The organism is Embleya sp. NBC_00888 (assembly GCF_045207655.1).
Taxonomy (GTDB): domain Bacteria; phylum Actinomycetota; class Actinomycetes; order Streptomycetales; family Streptomycetaceae; genus Embleya.
On the sequence record NZ_CP108784.1, the window covers coordinates 6,848,850 to 6,864,172 of the forward strand.

At 71.9% G+C, this 15,323-nt stretch carries 12 protein-coding genes; 5 read left to right on the top strand and 7 right to left on the bottom strand.

The window, feature by feature from the left end; all coding sequences use genetic code 11:
* Positions 1-5: 5 nt before the first annotated feature.
* Entirely contained in the window at positions 6-1,643 is a 1,638-nt protein-coding gene (locus OG948_RS29090; protein WP_406299285.1) for an ABC-F family ATP-binding cassette domain-containing protein, read from the bottom strand.
* Positions 1,644-1,727: 84 nt separating this feature from the next.
* On the opposite strand from OG948_RS29090, the gene OG948_RS29095 reads away from it, so the two are divergent.
* Positions 1,728-2,474, top strand: coding sequence for a PIG-L deacetylase family protein (locus OG948_RS29095; RefSeq protein ID WP_406299286.1), 747 nt, complete (start codon positions 1,728-1,730; stop codon positions 2,472-2,474).
* Between the two features lie 34 nt (positions 2,475-2,508).
* Positions 2,509-3,183, top strand: a complete 675-nt coding sequence (locus tag OG948_RS29100) for a hypothetical protein (RefSeq protein ID WP_406299287.1) — start codon at positions 2,509-2,511, stop codon at positions 3,181-3,183.
* A 186-nt stretch (positions 3,184-3,369) separates the two neighbouring features.
* Here the strand turns inward: OG948_RS29100 and OG948_RS29105 are convergent, their stop codons facing one another.
* The 6 genes from OG948_RS29105 to OG948_RS29130 form a co-directional block, all read right to left on the bottom strand.
* Positions 3,370-4,551 carry a DegT/DnrJ/EryC1/StrS family aminotransferase gene (locus tag OG948_RS29105; RefSeq protein WP_406299288.1) on the bottom strand — a complete coding sequence of 394 codons (1,182 nt, stop codon included), beginning with the start codon at positions 4,549-4,551 and terminating at the stop codon, positions 3,370-3,372.
* Positions 4,542-6,032 carry a hypothetical protein gene (locus OG948_RS29110; RefSeq protein ID WP_406299289.1) on the bottom strand — a complete coding sequence of 497 codons (1,491 nt, stop codon included), beginning with the start codon at positions 6,030-6,032 and terminating at the stop codon, positions 4,542-4,544. The genes OG948_RS29105 and OG948_RS29110 overlap by 10 nt, the downstream gene beginning before the upstream one ends.
* A 95-nt stretch (positions 6,033-6,127) precedes the next feature.
* Complete coding sequence (locus OG948_RS29115; protein WP_406299290.1) at positions 6,128-7,213, bottom strand: GNAT family N-acetyltransferase; 1,086 nt, start codon at positions 7,211-7,213, stop codon at positions 6,128-6,130.
* A complete protein-coding gene (locus tag OG948_RS29120; RefSeq protein ID WP_406299291.1) occupies positions 7,210-8,313 on the bottom strand; it encodes a glycosyltransferase in 1,104 nt (367 codons plus the stop codon). Before OG948_RS29120 ends, OG948_RS29115 begins: the two co-directional genes overlap by 4 nt.
* Positions 8,313-10,232, bottom strand: a complete 1,920-nt coding sequence (locus tag OG948_RS29125; protein ID WP_406299292.1) for an AAA family ATPase — start codon at positions 10,230-10,232, stop codon at positions 8,313-8,315. Before OG948_RS29125 ends, OG948_RS29120 begins: the two co-directional genes overlap by 1 nt.
* 147 nt (positions 10,233-10,379) lie before the next feature.
* Positions 10,380-11,576 (bottom strand): glycosyltransferase, encoded by a 1,197-nt coding sequence (locus OG948_RS29130; protein WP_406299293.1) that lies wholly within the window; start codon positions 11,574-11,576, stop codon positions 10,380-10,382.
* Between the two features lie 129 nt (positions 11,577-11,705).
* On the opposite strand from OG948_RS29130, the gene OG948_RS29135 reads away from it, so the two are divergent.
* From OG948_RS29135 to OG948_RS29145, 3 genes are all read left to right on the top strand, one after another.
* Positions 11,706-12,863, top strand: a complete 1,158-nt coding sequence (locus tag OG948_RS29135) for a glycosyltransferase family 4 protein (RefSeq protein WP_406299294.1) — start codon at positions 11,706-11,708, stop codon at positions 12,861-12,863.
* A gap of 122 nt (positions 12,864-12,985) precedes the next feature.
* Positions 12,986-14,107 (top strand): ABC transporter permease, encoded by a 1,122-nt coding sequence (locus OG948_RS29140; protein WP_406299295.1) that lies wholly within the window; start codon positions 12,986-12,988, stop codon positions 14,105-14,107.
* Positions 14,097-15,320: an ABC transporter ATP-binding protein gene (locus tag OG948_RS29145; protein WP_406299296.1), complete on the top strand. Its 1,224-nt coding sequence runs from the start codon at positions 14,097-14,099 to the stop codon at positions 15,318-15,320. Before OG948_RS29140 ends, OG948_RS29145 begins: the two co-directional genes overlap by 11 nt.
* Positions 15,321-15,323 lie beyond the last annotated feature (3 nt).

A 15,323-nucleotide genomic window follows, 5' to 3' on the forward strand; every position in this document is an offset into this window, starting at 1 on the left:
ACGGATCACAGCTCGGTGACCCGGCCGTCCGCGACTTCGATCCGCCGGGTGGTGCGCACCGCCTCCAGCATCCGCCGGTCGTGGGTGACCAGGAGCAGCGTGCCCTCGTAGGACTCCAACGCGGACTCCAACTGCTCGATCGCGGGCAGGTCCAGGTGGTTCGTCGGCTCGTCCAGTACCAGCAGGTTGACCCCCTCGGCCTGGAGCAGGGCCAGGGCGGCGCGGGTGCGCTCACCCGGGGACAGGGTCGCCGCCGGGCGCAGCACGTGCGCCGCCTTGAGCCCGAACTTGGCCAGCAGCGTACGCACATCGGCCGGGAGCAGGTCCGGGACCACCGCGCAGAACGCCTCCAGGAGCGGCAGATCGCCCAGGAACAACCCGCGCGCCTGATCCACCTCGCCGACCACGACACCCGAACCCAGTGAACCCCGACCGCCGGTCAACTCGGCCCGTCCGAGCAGCGCCGCCAGCAGCGTCGACTTGCCCGCGCCGTTCGCGCCGGTGATCGCGACCCGATCCGCCCAGTCGATCTGCAACGTCACCGGACCCAGCGTGAAGCCGCCGCGCTCGACCACCGCGCCGTGCAGCGCGGCCACCACCGCGCCCGCGCGCGGCGCCGCGGCGATCTCCATCCGCAGCTCCCACTCCTTGCGGGGCTCCTCGACCACCTCCAGGCGCTCGATCATCCGCTCGGTCTGGCGGGCCTTGGACGCCTGCTTCTCACTCGCCTCGGACCGGGTCTTGCGGCTGATCTTGTCGTTGTCGGTGGACTTGCGGCGCGCGTTGCGGGTGCCCTTGTCCATCCACCCGCGCTGCATCCGGGCCCGGGCCTCCAGATCGCCGCGCTTGTCCGCGTACTCGTCGAACTCCTCGCGCGCGTGCCGGCGGGCCACCTCGCGCTCGGCCAGGTACGCGTCGTAGCCGCCGCCGTAGCTGCGGATCTGCTGCTGGGCCAGATCCAGTTCGACCACCCGGTCCACCGTCCGGGCCAGGAACTCGCGGTCGTGGCTGATCACCACGGTGCCCGCGCGCAGCCCGGAGACGAACCGCTCCAACCGGTCCAGCCCGTCCAGGTCCAGATCGTTGGTCGGCTCGTCGAGCAGGAACACGTCGTACCGGCTCAGCAGCAGCGACATCAGCCCCGCGCGCGCGGCCTGGCCGCCGGACAGCGCGGTCATCTCGCGATCCAGGTCCACCGCCAGGCCCAGGTCCGCCGCGACCTCCTCGGCCCGCTCCTCCAGGTCCGCGCCGCCCAGGTCCAGCCAGCGATCCAGCGCGATGCCGTACTCGTCGTCGGCGCCCGCGCGGCCCTCGACCAGGCCCTCGGTCGCGGTGTCGAGCGCGGCCTGCGCGGCGGCGACCCCGGTGCGCCGGGCCAGGAACGCGCGCACGGTCTCGCCCGGGCGCCGCTCCGGCTCCTGCGGCAGATGGCCCACCGACGCGGTCGGCGGGCTCAGCTGGATCGCTCCCGCCTCCGGCTCGGCCAGCCCGGCGAGGAGCTTCAACAAGGTGGACTTGCCCGCGCCGTTCACCCCGACCAGACCCACGACGTCGCCGGGGGCGATCACCAGGTCCAATCCGGAGAACAGGACACGGTCACCGTGTCCGGCGGCAAGGTCTTTGACGACGATCGTGGCGCTCATGAGGATACGAATCCTATCGGCCGCTGAAAGGATGACGACGTCCGTGTAGCACCGGCCCGTGCGGCCACCTGGGAAGGACCACGCATGACCACCGAATCCCGGCCCGAACCGTACGAGGCGCTGCCCGAGGACTGGGAGCGCGCCGTCGCCATCGTCGCGCACCCCGACGACCTCGAATACGGTGCCGCCGCCGCGATCGCCCGCTGGACCCGGCAGGGCAAGCACATCACCTACGTCATGGTCACCAGCGGCGAAGCCGGCATCGACGGACTCGACCCGGACGAGTGTCGCCCGCTGCGCGAGGCCGAGCAGATCGAGTCGGCGCGCATCGTCGGCGTCGACACGGTCGAGTTCCTCGGCTACCCGGACGGCGTGATCGAGTACGGCCTGCCGCTGCGCCGCGACCTGTCCCGGGTGGTCCGCCGGCACAAGCCGGAGATCGTGATCACCGGCAACTTCCGCGATACGTGGGGCGGGGTCATGCTCAACCAGGCGGACCACATCGCGGTCGGCCGGGCGGTCGTGGACGCGGTGCGCGACGCGGGCAACCGGTGGGTGTTCCGCGAGCTGCTCGCCGAGGGCCACGAGCCGTGGGGCGGGGTGCGCGCGGTGTGGGCGAGCGGCTCGCCGCAGTCGGGGCACGCGGTGGACACCACCGAGGACTTCGCGCTCGGCGTCGCGTCGCTGGAGGCGCACGCGGCCTATCTGGCCGGGCTGGGCCAGGGGCAGATGGCGGACGCGGGGGAGTTCCTGGAGGGCATGGGCCGGGCGGCCGGCTCGCGGCTGGGCACCCGCTTCGCGGCCGCATTCGAAGTCTTTCCCATGGCATGACGATCACCTGACGAACGCTCAGTACGCTGCCCGAATGAGTCGTAGGCAGCATTCTCGTGGCCGGGTCCTCGCCGCATGCGCGGCGGGGGCGCTGGCCGTCACCGCGATCGGCGCGTGCAGCAGCGACGGGGACGACGTCCCGTCCCCGTCCTCGAAGCGGTTGAACATCGAGAAGTTCCGCCAGACGGTCCGGCCGATCGGCGAGAGGGGCCCGCGGTGCCCGCTGCCGTTCGACGTCGCCGCGGCCACCGCGCGGATCCACCTCGACGGAGCGGTCACCCCGGGCGATCCGGCCGCGGTGGACGTCGGCGAGGGCTGGTCCGACGACGAAGCCGCGGCACGCGACCTGTACTCGAATCTCACGCCGGTCCAGCGGGCCAACGGCGTCACGGCGACCTGTTCCTACCGGGTCGGCGCGGCCGAGCTGGACGTGGCCACGTTCGCCTCGCGGCGTGGACACCCGCTCGTCATGGGCCTGCCGGTGATCGCGCGCGACGCCGACGCGGCGTCGCCGGTCCTGGGCGCGTTCGCCGACAAGATGGCCACGATCGCGCCGCAGCAGGTGGTCCCGGTCGGCAACGGACACGTGGCCGCCGTCCGGCTGAACGTGAACGGCCCGGGCGAGGCCGCGCTGTATGTCTCCTCGGAGACGCTGACGCCCGCTCAGATAGCGGACCTGGCCGGCGAGTTCGCCCACCAACTCGACTGAACGACCGCGGGCGGCGCCGCCGGCCCTCGCGCGAACGAGGTCGGCGGCCACCACCACGACTCCCGCGACCACGCGCGGGGCGATCGGCCATTCGGCCTGCCGGCATCTCCCGACGGCGGCCCCGACGGGTGGCCTCGGCGCCGGCCGGGTCGAATGCGCACCGGCCGACGCTTCGGGCGAGGCCGCTCAGACGGAGGCGATCCGTACGTCGGCGGCGTGTTCGTGCAGCCGGATCACCGTGTCCGCGACCCGGCGTACCGTCGGCTCGTCCATGTGCGACCACAGCGGCAGGGTCAACACCCGGGAGGACACGTCGTCGGTGATCGGCAACGGCCGCGCGGGCAGGTGGGCGTACGCCTTCTGCCGGTTCACCGGCGGGTGGAAGTAGCGGCGCGAGTCGATCCCGTCCGCCTTCAGCGCCCGGGCCAGGGTCGGCGTGTCCAGGCCGAACGTGTCCGGGTCGACGATCAGGGTCAGGTCCTTCCAGGTGGACACGTCGCCGTCGGCGAGCATCGGCAGCCGCAGCCCCGGCACGTCGGCGATCGCGTCCGCGAACACACCCACCAGGTGCGAGCGGGTGGCCACCCGCTCCGGCAGGCCGCGCAGCGACACCAGCGCCAGCGCGGCGTGCAACTCGGACATCCGCGCGTTCAGTCCCGGGAACAGGCAGTCGTAGTCGCCCGGGTTGCCGTACCCCCGACCCAGTCGGCAGGCCTGCGCCAAGCCCTCGTCCCGGGTCGCGATCAACCCGCCCTCGCCCGCGGTCACCACCTTCGTCGGGCTCAGCGAGAACACCTCCGCCGCGCCGAAGCCGCCGATCGGCGTGCCCGCCCGCCGGCTGCCCAGCGCGTGCGCCGCGTCGTAGACGATCGGCACCCCCGCGTCGTCCGCGACCTTCGCCAACTCCTCGACCCGACACGGCGTCCCGTACACGTGCGTGGCCATCAACGCGGACGCGCCCGACTCGGCCAGCAGCGCGGCCGCGTCGGTCGCGTCCAGGGTCAGGCTGTCCGGGTCCACCTCGGCGAACACCGGGGTGGCCCCCGCCCAGTGCGCCGCGTGCGCGGTGGCCGCGAAGGTGAAGCCGGGCATCGCCACCGACCCGCTCACCCCCAGCGCCTGCAGCGCGAGCATCAGCCCGCTCGTGCAGTTCGACACCGCCACCACATACGGCACCTCCAGCCGCGCGGCCGCGTCCTCCTCCAACTCGCGCACCGTGGCACCGTCGGTCAACTGACCGCTGGTCAAAATCGTGTCCAGCCGCCGCGCCAACTCCTCCCGCTCGGGCACATGCACGCGCGTCAGCGGCAGGCCCTCCGCGAACGTCGCGTCCCCACCGAGCACCGCCGGCTTGCCGGTCACCGCCATATCGCATCCCCCCTGGACTCACCGGGATTCCCCGGACTGATCGAACTCGTCTCCCCACCACCGGAATCGGCCGCGAGGGGCGTCGCGTGCCGCCCCATCGTCCGCCGCCGCTTCCGCTCCGAACTACCGCCCTTCTCGGTCTCGGTGCGATCCGGCTTCGACACCGCGAGCAACACCAGGACGAACGGGAACACCTGGACCCGCTCGCGGGTGAGGATGCCGAAGTTGCGGATGTTCGCGAACGCGAGCGCGAACACCAGCGTGTAGACGATCACGAAGGCCACGTAGGGTCTTCGGATCAGCAGCCCCGGGATGCGTTTCAACCGGGGGAGCGCGACCACGAACAGGCCCATCAGCACGACGCCTTCCAGCGACGCGACCAGAGCCTGGATGTTGTGCGCCTCGAACGGGAACGGCCGAAAGAGCACGGTCACCAGCGACTGCGGCAACGCGGCCGGTGAGATGGACAGCGCCGCCGAATCGTCCACCGCCTGGGCCGAACCGCCCTGCGCGGTCTGGGTCTGGGTCTTGGCGATCACCTGATTGGCCTGCGCGGCGCCGATGCCCGGCGTGCCGAAGAAGGTGCCGACCTGCTGGAGCGCGAGCACACAACCCACCCCGAGCACCAGGATCCCGAAGCCGGCCCGCAACGGGCCCAGCGCGGAGGCCTGTTGCGGGCGATTGCGGAGCAGATAGCCGACACACAGCCCGCACAGCAGCAGCACCGTCACGTGCGGGCGCACCATCGTGGTGCCCACCGCCCCCAGGATCAGGAACACGAACGCACCGCGCCGGCGCACCAGGAGCAGCGCCACGCCGTAGGCCGCCAGGCCCAGCGTGAACATCATCCACGTGTCCTTGCCGATCCCGGACGGCCAGAACAGCAACGACGGCAGGAAGAACAGCAACTTGCCGTAGCGGCGCCGATCGCCGTCCGGATAGGCCACGTTGAACGCGCGCCAGAACAGGTACAGACCCCAGAACCCCAGCCACGAGTAGACCAGGTAGCCGGCCAGCAACGACTGCCCGACGATCGCGTACACGATCCCGGTGACGATCATGATGAAGCCGGTGCCGATCACCTTGCGGCCGATGTCCACGGTGAAGTCGCCGTCCCGGAAGTGCGGCGCGATGGCCCGCCCGACCAGGTCGTAGGTGGCCGCGTCCGCGCGCCCCTCGTAGAGCACGAAGGACATCCAGTACCGGGCGAAGCACGCGAGCAACTTGGCGACCAGCGCGCCGATCACCAACCGCCGTACCCACGGCGGCTCGTCGCGGGAGAACCGGGACAGCAGCGGCACGCTGATGGTGAGCAGCAGCGGGAAGACGATCAGCGCGCCCCACGTGTCGTACGGGCGATACTCCATCGCCCACGCGAACGCCGAGACGTAGAAGCCGACCGCGGTGAGCGCGAGCAGGGAACCCCATGGCAGCCGCGACGGAGGCACCCACCGGGCGTACGGCGCAAGACGGGACGACAACGGAGCTCCTTGCAGGGACGGCGAACCGGTGCGGCGTCGGGCGGCGGTGGCGCGGGGACCGGCTCGGACCGGTCCGGCGGCGGCCCGCCGGCTGGCTAGAAGACCTCCAAGTCCCCCAGGGAGAGCTGCCACGAGCGCAGGTCGTGGACGTCGATCGGGTGCGGGTGCACGGTGCGCGCGACCAGCAGCATGCCGGTGCGCGGCGGCGTGGCGTACCCGGCGTAGCGGGCGGCCCTGGCCGCTTCCGAGCCGCGCGCCAGATGCGTGGCGACGTGGTCGCAGCCGGACATGGCCACCCCGGAGAACAGCTTGCGCGCGGTGTCGCGGTCGCCGGGGCGCACCACCATCTGGGACAGCGTGAACTCGACCAGCGGGCCGCGCAGACGCGGGCGCCCGAACACCACGCCGGTCAACTCGCCGTTCTTGTACGAGGCCACCACCCGGTAGTCCAGTCCGGGCGCGTCGCCGTAGCGCCAGCGCAGGAAGTCGCCGGTGAGCGCGGTGCGCAGCTTGTCGTGGCCGATCGCCGCGTCGCCCGCGTCCGCCTCGGCGACCAACTCGTCGAAGCCCACCGCCGCCTTGGGGTCGGAGAAGAACTGACGAGCGGTCGGGAAGCGGCACCGGGCCGCGGGATCCACCGAGTTCCAGGTCTGCGAGGTGCCGGAGAGGTCCCCGGTGGCGCGCAGTTCCTTGAGCCCGCGCGCGAAGGCGATCGGCCGGATCGGATGGAGCGAGACCGGTACCTTCCCGACCTCGTGCCAGCCCATCCGCAGATAGCCCGGCAGGCTGTTGCCGTTCGGGGTGTTGAACACCAGCGAGGTGTCCACCTCGATCCGCTCCAGCAACTCGGTGGTCAACCGGCGGAACAGACCCCGGCCCTGGACGTCCGGGTGGGTCGCGGTGTCCACCGCGCGCACCGCCCGGACCACCTCGCCGCCGAGCACGAACTCCCAGCGCAGGAAAAGCCGTACCGCGACCACCCGGCCGTCCGCCTCGGCGACCAGACCGGGACTGGCACCGAACGGGTTGTCCCTGTGCTTCCACCGGAAGAACTCCGGAGTGCGCTCCCCGGTCGGCCCGCCGGACAGCGCGTCGCCCAACAGGGCCAACACCCGGGGTTCGTCGTGTTTGCCCAACTCCCGGACGGTGAAAGGCGAACTCCCGACCTCTTGCCCACTCACCGCGATCCCTCCAGCACTCTCGCGTACACGTCCTCGATCCGCCGCTGCGCTCCCGCGACGTCGAACTCGTCCGAGCGTTCGGCCGCGGCCTCGCCGCACGCGCGCCGACGCGCGGGTTCGGTGGCGAAGGCCACCAACGCGTCGGCGAACGCCGCCGGGTCACCGGCCGGCACCACCGCGCCCTCGACCCCGTCGGTGACGATCTCCGGCATCCCGCCCACCGCGGTCACCACCGACGGCAACCCGACCGTCATCGCCTCCATCAACGAGACCGGCAGCCCCTCCTGACGCGAACTCAGCGCGAACACGTCGAAGGCCGGCAACAACGCCGGCACGTCGCCGCGCGACCCGGCGAAGACCACCGAGCCCTTGAGGTCGGGCCGGCTCGCCCGCTCGCGCAGGGTCGCCTCCAACGGGCCGGACCCGATCAGCACCAGGACTGCCTCGGGATGCCGCTCCCGGACCAGCGCGTGCGCCGCGAGCAGGCCCAACTGGTCCTTCTTGGGCGTGAAGTTGGCCACCGAGCCGACCGTGAACGCGTCCTGGTCCAGGTCCAGCGCCTGCCGGGCCCGCTCGCGCGCGCCCGGACCGGCGAACGCGTCGCCCAGGTCCGGGCCGTGATGGATCACCGTCGGCACGGTGCCGCGCCGCAGTCGGGCCGGCTCGATGCTCTCCGCCACGGCCGCGGAGACCGCGATCACGCCGTTGTTGCGCCGGTACGTCCAGGCGTTGGCGATCCGGGTGGGCCGCCGGTAGCGCGGCCACATGTTGTGCTCGGTGTGCACGATCGGCACCTTGCCGGAGAACACCCGAGCGGCGACCGCCGGAACCGGCATGTGCGTGTGGATCAGGCCGTAGTCGCGCGCCCGCAACAGCGCGCGCAGCCGCACCGGCCAGACCCGCCCGCCACCCAGGCAGTGCACCGTGATGCCCAACTCGCGCAGGGCCGGAACCAGCGCGTCCTTCCACGGCAACACGTAGGCGACCTCGACCTCGTAGCGTTCGCCGTCCAGTCGGCGCGCGCAGTTGACCAGCAACTGCTCGGCGCCACCACGCCCCAGACCCTTGGCGAGCCACAGGACGCGAACGCGGTCACCCATCAGCGATCCTCCGAGCCGAGTTCGACGGTGGACCACGTGTCGAAGTGTGGTCCCAGGTGCGCGCCGTCGCCGGAGCCGTTGTGCAGTGCCCGCTCCGCCGCCGACTGGATCCGGAAGCCGGAGTCCGAGTCCTCGGCCGAGTCGATCGGATCGGCGCGATGCGCACCGCGACCACTCGCGGTCGACTCGGGTTCACCCTCGGTCAGTTCACCGCGCTTGGCCCAACTGGGCGCGGGACGCTCGGCGTCCTCGTCCGCGTCGGGGGTCGGCTCGGCCGAGCGGCCGCGCAGCACCAGGCTCGCGCCGGCGCCCATCCGGCCCACCGTGCCGGTGCGCGGACCGCGCTTGAGACCGCCGCCCATCGACCGGGTCGGGTCCACCCCCAGCAGCGTGACACCGGCGATCGGCACCCCGGTACGGGTCAACAGCTCGCCCACCCGGGAGGCCTGATCGGCCGTCAGGTTGCCGCTGCGGGCCACCACCAGCATCGCGTCCACGTGCTGCACCAGGTCGTTGGTGTCGTTCGCGTAGAGCAGCGGCGCGCTGTCCACCAGCACCACGTCCGCATGGTGCCGGGCCCGCTGGACCACCTCGCCCGCGCGCAACAGCAGTGCGGCCGGATAGGCGGCCGGGGCCCCTGCGGTGATCACCCGCACGTTCGGGATGTTCGTGCCGCGCACCACGTCCCCGAGGTCGATCTCCTGCTCGGCGAGCAGCACCTCGGACATGCCCTTGCCCGGCTTGGCGCCGAGATACAGGTGGGTGGCCGGGTTGCGGAAGTCGCAGTCCAGGACCAGCACCGAGCGGCCCGCCTCGGCCAGCGCCGCGGCCAGGTTGGCCACCGTGCTGGTGCGCCCGTCGCCCGGACGCGGCGACACCACCAGGATCACCGGCGCCGGGTCGCTGATCCGGCGCACGGGCATCGAGGTGCCCCGGGTCTGCCGGGGGTCGGTGCCGCCGAGCCGATAGGCGAGCCCGGGCGGGCCGGACAGCAACAACGCCGAGCGCAGTGTGCGATAGGCCTCCGCGACCGGACTGTCCGGTCGACCCGCGACCAGCACCGCGTGTCCCGCCCGCTGACGCCGGGTCGCCCGCGGCACCTCGGCGATCACCGGCAGGCCGAACGCGTCCTCCAACTGGATGCGCCCGCGCAGCCGGACGTCCATCCGGTCCACCATCAGCGCCGCGATCAGCCCGAGCGCGAGTCCGAGCGCCGCGGCGAGGGCGATCCGCAACGGCCGCGAGGTGGGCGCCAGGATGCTCGTGGTGGAGTCCGGCGTGCTCTTGAGGCCGTCCATCACCTCGACCTTGGGGTCGTTCAGCGGGTTCACCAGCTCCTGCTGTTGACCCACCAGCGTGGTGTATTGCCCCCGCTTGGCGTCGAACTCCGCCTGGAGCGTGGCCTTCTTGCCCACCGGCGCGTTGGTGGTGCTCTTCTCCAGACCGTCGATGTCGGTCTTGAGCTTGTCCAACTGGGCGGTCATGCTGTCCGCCTGACCCTGCCGGGTCCTGCGCTGCGAGTCGGCGAACGCGGACACGGTCTCCTGCGCCCATGCGGTGGCCAGGTCCTCGGCCGCCTTGCGGGTGGGCGCCTTGCCGGAGATCTGGACCAGGCCCAGGTCCGGGTTGAGCTGCGAGGTGACCTTGGACGCCAGCACGGCCGGATCGGGGTTGTTCAGCCGCTTCGCCACCCGGCGGGCCACCTCGCCGCCGTCCGTCATCAGTTGTACGGGCGCGAGGTTGAACTCCTTCGCCGAGTTCGGCGCCGGCACCACGTTGACCGAACTGGTCCACTGGTTCCCGGTGCCCTTGGGGTCCGACGGGGTCAGGATGAACCCGGCGAGCAGTCCGATCGCGAGACACGCGAGCACCAGCGGCCAACGGCGCTGGAGAACGGAGAAGTAGCTAGAGGTTTCCACCGGTCCCCCTCCGGTTCGAGTTGCCGCCCCGAGAACAGACCGCGGGGCAGGCCAAACGTAGAGCAAACGGGGTGCCGATCGACCCCAGGACTGTGCCGGAAGTGTGGAGATTCCGTCGAGATCCAACCGGATGTGTTCGCGTGGCCGTCACCGCACCGGACCTGACGACACGTCACGGCCGGCTCGCGGGTCGAGCGCCCGGGCATAGAACGCGACCATCCGGTCGCAAACGCTGTCGATCGTGTACTCCTCGCCGAAACGTCGATACGCCGCCTCCGTGCGTATCGCGGTCTTCTCCCGCTCCGTCAGGGCCGAGACCAGCGCCGCCGCCAGCGCCTCGGGCGAGTCCGGCGGCACCAGCGCCGCACAGTCGCCCGCCCCGGTGATCTCGCGCACCGGAGGCAGATCGCTGGTGACGATCGGCGTCCCCACACCCATCGCCTCGATCAGCACGCTGCCCAACCCCTCCCAGCGCGAGGGCAGCACGAACACATCGGCCGCGGCCATCAGATCGGGCACGTCGTCGCGGTGTCCCAAGAACCGTACGGGCTCCGCCGCGCCGGCGGAATCCCCGATTCCGCCGGTCTCGGCGGCCAGTCGGCGCAACGACTCGGTGCGACCGCCCGCCGGACCGGCCAGCAGCAGGACCGCGTCCGGCACCTCGGCGCGCACCCGGGCGAACGCGTTGATCAGTACGTCCAGGCCCTTCTGGTACTCCTGTCGGGCGGCCGTCACCAGGACCGGGACGTCCGGCCCCAGGCACAGCGCGGCCCGAGTGCGCTCGCGGCGCTCCCGGGCGGCGGCCAGCGGCCGAGGATCACGCCCGCGCGGCACCACGTCGATCCGCGACCGGCGCACCCCCAGCCGGCGGGACATCACGCCGGCCACGTGCTCGGTCAACGCGTGGAATCGCCGAACGCCGCGCGCGCTGGCCGCGTCCAGGCCCTGGGCGGCGCGCAGCTTCCACGGCCGAATCCCGGGCTGATCGCGCATCTCGGCACCGTAGGAGGTGTTCACCAGGCTGGAGACCACCGGAACACCGGTCGCCAGGGCGGCGATTCGCCCCGCGATGTCCGCCTCGTACAAGGTCGTGTGCACCAGGTCCGGTCGGCGATCGCGGATCACCCGCGCCAGCCCCCGCGCGGAACCCGCCCGCGAATTCCGGTGCACGCCGAACAGCGTCACCCCGACCTCGGCCAACTCCGGTTGGAATCCGTCCAGATCCAGGAGATACGCGATGTCCAGCGTGATCCCCCGACGAATCAGCTCCGGGGCCATCGCCACCGCCGCCCGCTCGGCCCCGCCGACCCGATCCACGCTGTCGATCACCTGGAGCACGTGCACTGCATCACCTCTGCCATCCCCCGCCAACTCCCCGAAAAGCGCCGACCACAGGGCGCCCCCACCCCTCACGGCTGAGCATGTCATCGATACGCCCCCGGCGGGGCGGGATTCGTGACAACCTGTCACCTCATGGGGACAACGACGGACCGGCGTGGGGTCCTGCACGTCGTGACCGACCCCCGACGCCGGGGCTCACAGGCGTTCGCCCACGACCTGGACGCGGCGCTGCGCGGCCGCGGCCGCGCGTCGTCGGTCGTCGCGCTCGCGGGCACGGGCGAGATGGCCATCCCGGTGCTCGGACCGGGCCGGCTGCACCCGCGCACGTTGCGCGAACTGCGGCGCCGGGCCGCGGGCGTGGGCTTGGTGATCGCGCACGGCTCGACCACGCTGGACGCCTGCGGGATCGCACTCGCCGGGACCGGGACGCCGTTCGTCTACGTCAACATCGGCGACCCCCGGCACTGGGCCCGGGACCCGCTGCGCCGGGCCCGGGTCGGGCTGATGCTGCGCCGGGCGGTGGCGATCGCCTCGGTGTCGCCGATGGGCCGGGACGTGCTGCTGCGCACCTACCGGTTGCGCCCGGATCGGGTCCGGGCGATCCCCAACGGACGGCGACCGGAACGCTTCCCGCCGCCGGAGGGTGACGACCGAGCCAAGGCCCGCGCCGAGTTGGGGCTGCCGGCGGACGCACTGGTGCTCGCGGTGGTCGGCGCGCTGGCCGCGGAGAAGCGGGTCGCGCTGGCGATCGAGGCGTTCGCGTTGCTCGAGGACGGCGAGCGGGACACCGCGTCGGGTGCCATCGCCGAGCCGGCCGCGACCGGGGCCGCCGAGCGCGAACGGCCTTCGTACCACCTGCTCGTGGCCGGGGAGGGCCCCGAGCGGTCGAGCCTGGAGGCGCTCGCGGAGCGGCGCTCGCCCGGGCGGGTCGCCTTCACCGGCAACCTGGCCGACCTCGGCCCGGTGTACCGGGCCGCCGACGCGCTGGTGCTGTCCAGTACCAGCGAGGGCGTCCCGGGCGTCCTGGTCGAGGCGGGCCTGAGCGCGGTCCCGGCCGCGGCCACCGATGTCGGCTTCGTGCGCGACGTGGTCGTGGACGGGGTCACCGGCGCACTCGCCGACGTCGGCCCGGGTCCCGGGGACCCGCGGGCACTGGTCGCCGCGATCCGCCGGGTGTTGGCCGGCCGGGACGCCATGGGCCGGGCGGTCAGGGAGCGTTGCCTGGAACGGCACGCGATGGACACCGTGGTGGACGCGTGGATCGCGCTGCTGGACGAGCGGAGCCGGTGACCGCCCGCAACCGCATGGTGGGGAAGAGGTAGGGCGGGAGCGCCGGTTCCCGAACGGCCGAATGCGACTCGTGGGGAGATCGCATGTGCCAAGGTTGTTGTCGAACCAGGGAGGGGGAGTCCGTGGGGGAGTATGTGGGGGGTGCCGTCGGCATGCCCGGCGACGGCTTGGGCCGGGTCGACGGTGTCGGCCGGGCGGGCCGGCACGCGCGGCCGGGCGGCAGTGTCGACGAACCCGCCGACCACCGAACACACGTCAACGGAGCGCCCGACGCGGGCCACGGGGGAGCGACCACGCCGACCATCGACAGTCGCACCGGAACCGGACGACACGCCGCCCCGCAAGCGGGCGTGGGCAGCGGCACGGGCCGGATCGCCGCAGCGCAGGCACCCGACCCCGAGATCAAGGGGCCACCACCGGAACTCAAGTTCAAACGCCGCACCAGCCTGATCCGAGGCGTCCGCGAACTGTGGCACTCGCGCGAACTCGTCCGCACCCTGGCCGAACGCGACCTCAAAGCCCGCTACAAACAAGCCGTTCTCGGCTTCGCGTGGGCGATCATCACGCCCGTCCTGCTGATGGTGGTGTTCACCGTCGTCTTCCAGCGGGTGGGCAACCTCAGCGACACCGCGCACAAGTACAACGTGCCCTACCCGCTGTTCAGTTACCTGGGACTCCTGCCGTGGACCTTCTTCATGTCCTCGGTGACCCAGGGTTCGTCGTCGCTGGTGTCCAACGGGCCGCTGCTGAACAAGGTCTACTGCCCGCGCGAGGTCTTCCCGTTCGCCACCGTGATCGTGGCCACCGTGGACATGCTGATCGCCTCCTCGGTGCTGGCCGTGCTCTTCGCGGCGTACACCACACCACCCGCGGCGACCAGTTGGGCGCTGCCGATCCTGCTGCTGATCCAATTCGAGGTCACCCTCGGCGTGGTGCTCGTGTTGTCCGCGGCGGTGGTCTACTTCCGCGACATCAGACACGTGCTGCCCCTGCTCATGCAGATGGGCATGTTCGCCACCCCGGTCGCCTACGGCATGGACCAGATCACCAAGGACTGGCTGCTCCCGTACGTGATCCTCAACCCGCTCGCCGCCGTGATCGACGGCTACCGGCGCGCGATCCTGTACGGACAACAACCCGACTGGGAACTCACCGGAGCCGCCGCCGCGTCGGCCACCGTGCTCCTGTTCGTCGGATACAAGATCTTCAAGAAGCTCGAGGCGGGGATCGCCGATGTCGCCTAGCCGCACCACGACCATGGCCGCGCCGGGCAAGCCGGAAACCCTCCCGCTGGGCACCATCCAGGCCCAGCACCTGTGGAAACGCTTTCGCGCGGACAGCCAGCGCATGCTGCTGCGGGACAACCTGGGCCGGATCGCGCGCAAGCTCTCCGGCCGAGACCAGGCCGACTGGCGCTGGGCGTTGCGCGACATCCACATCCACATCGACCCCGGCGAGGCGGTCGGCCTGATCGGCTCCAACGGTTCGGGCAAGTCCACGCTGCTCAAGATGCTCACCGGCGTGATGTACCCCTACGCCGGCCGACTCCAGGTGCGCGGCCGGGTCGGCGCGCTGATCGAGGTCAGGGCGGGCATCCACCCGGACCTGACCGGGCGTGAGAACGCCTTCCTGTACGGCTCGTTGCTGGGCCTGAAGCGGGCCGAGGTGGCCAAGCGGTTCGACGACATCGTGGACTTCGCCGAGTTGGGCACCGCGATCGACCGACAGGTCAAGTGGTACAGCTCCGGCATGCAGATGCGGCTCGGCTTCGCGGTCGCCGCGTTCCTGGAACCGGACGTGCTCCTGGTCGACGAGGTGCTCGCGGTCGGCGACGCGCTGTTCCAGCAGAAGTGTCTGGACCGGATGCGGGTGGTGCTGGAACAGGGCACCACGCTCGTCCTGGTCTCGCACGACCTCGCGTCGGTCGAGTCGATCTGCACGCGCGGAATCTGGCTGGAACAGGGCGAGATCCGCACCGACGGCCCGATCCGGCAGGCGCTGCGCGGATATCGCGACAGCGTCGAGGAGGAGACCGAGGCCCGCACCCGCACCGACGAGGCGATCCGGACCACGTACGTGGACGTACGCGGTGTGGAGACCGCCGGCCCCACCACGAACCGCTCGATGGTGGTCGAGGCGGACTTCGCGGGTGACTACCGCGGGCCCGCCACGGTCCACATCGGGGTCACCGAGGGCACCGCCAGTCCGGTCTTCACCACCCGCCGGGACGTGCAGTTCGGCTGGTCGGGCAACCGGGTCAAGTGCACGCTGGATCGACTGCCGCTGCCGCGCGGGCGTTACGCGCTGTGGATCGGGGTGTACGACCGGGACGGCCATCCGCTCACCGCGTGGCATCCCGCGAAGCAGTTCGACGTGGCCGGACCCGAGCTGGACACCCCGCCGCGCGCGGTCGTGCTGGCCGCGCCGGTGTACGTCGACCACACCTGGGAGGGGTGAACG

Coding starts and splice junctions, on each gene's coding strand:
- OG948_RS29090 (WP_406299285.1), bottom strand. CDS start 1,643: ATGAGCGCCACGATCGTCGTCAAAGACCTTGCCGCCGGACACGGTGAC.
- OG948_RS29120 (WP_406299291.1), bottom strand. CDS start 8,313: ATGGGTGACCGCGTTCGCGTCCTGTGGCTCGCCAAGGGTCTGGGGCGT.
- OG948_RS29100 (WP_406299287.1), top strand. CDS start 2,509: ATGAGTCGTAGGCAGCATTCTCGTGGCCGGGTCCTCGCCGCATGCGCG.
- OG948_RS29105 (WP_406299288.1), bottom strand. CDS start 4,551: ATGGCGGTGACCGGCAAGCCGGCGGTGCTCGGTGGGGACGCGACGTTC.
- OG948_RS29145 (WP_406299296.1), top strand. CDS start 14,097: ATGTCGCCTAGCCGCACCACGACCATGGCCGCGCCGGGCAAGCCGGAA.
- OG948_RS29135 (WP_406299294.1), top strand. CDS start 11,706: ATGGGGACAACGACGGACCGGCGTGGGGTCCTGCACGTCGTGACCGAC.
- OG948_RS29095 (WP_406299286.1), top strand. CDS start 1,728: ATGACCACCGAATCCCGGCCCGAACCGTACGAGGCGCTGCCCGAGGAC.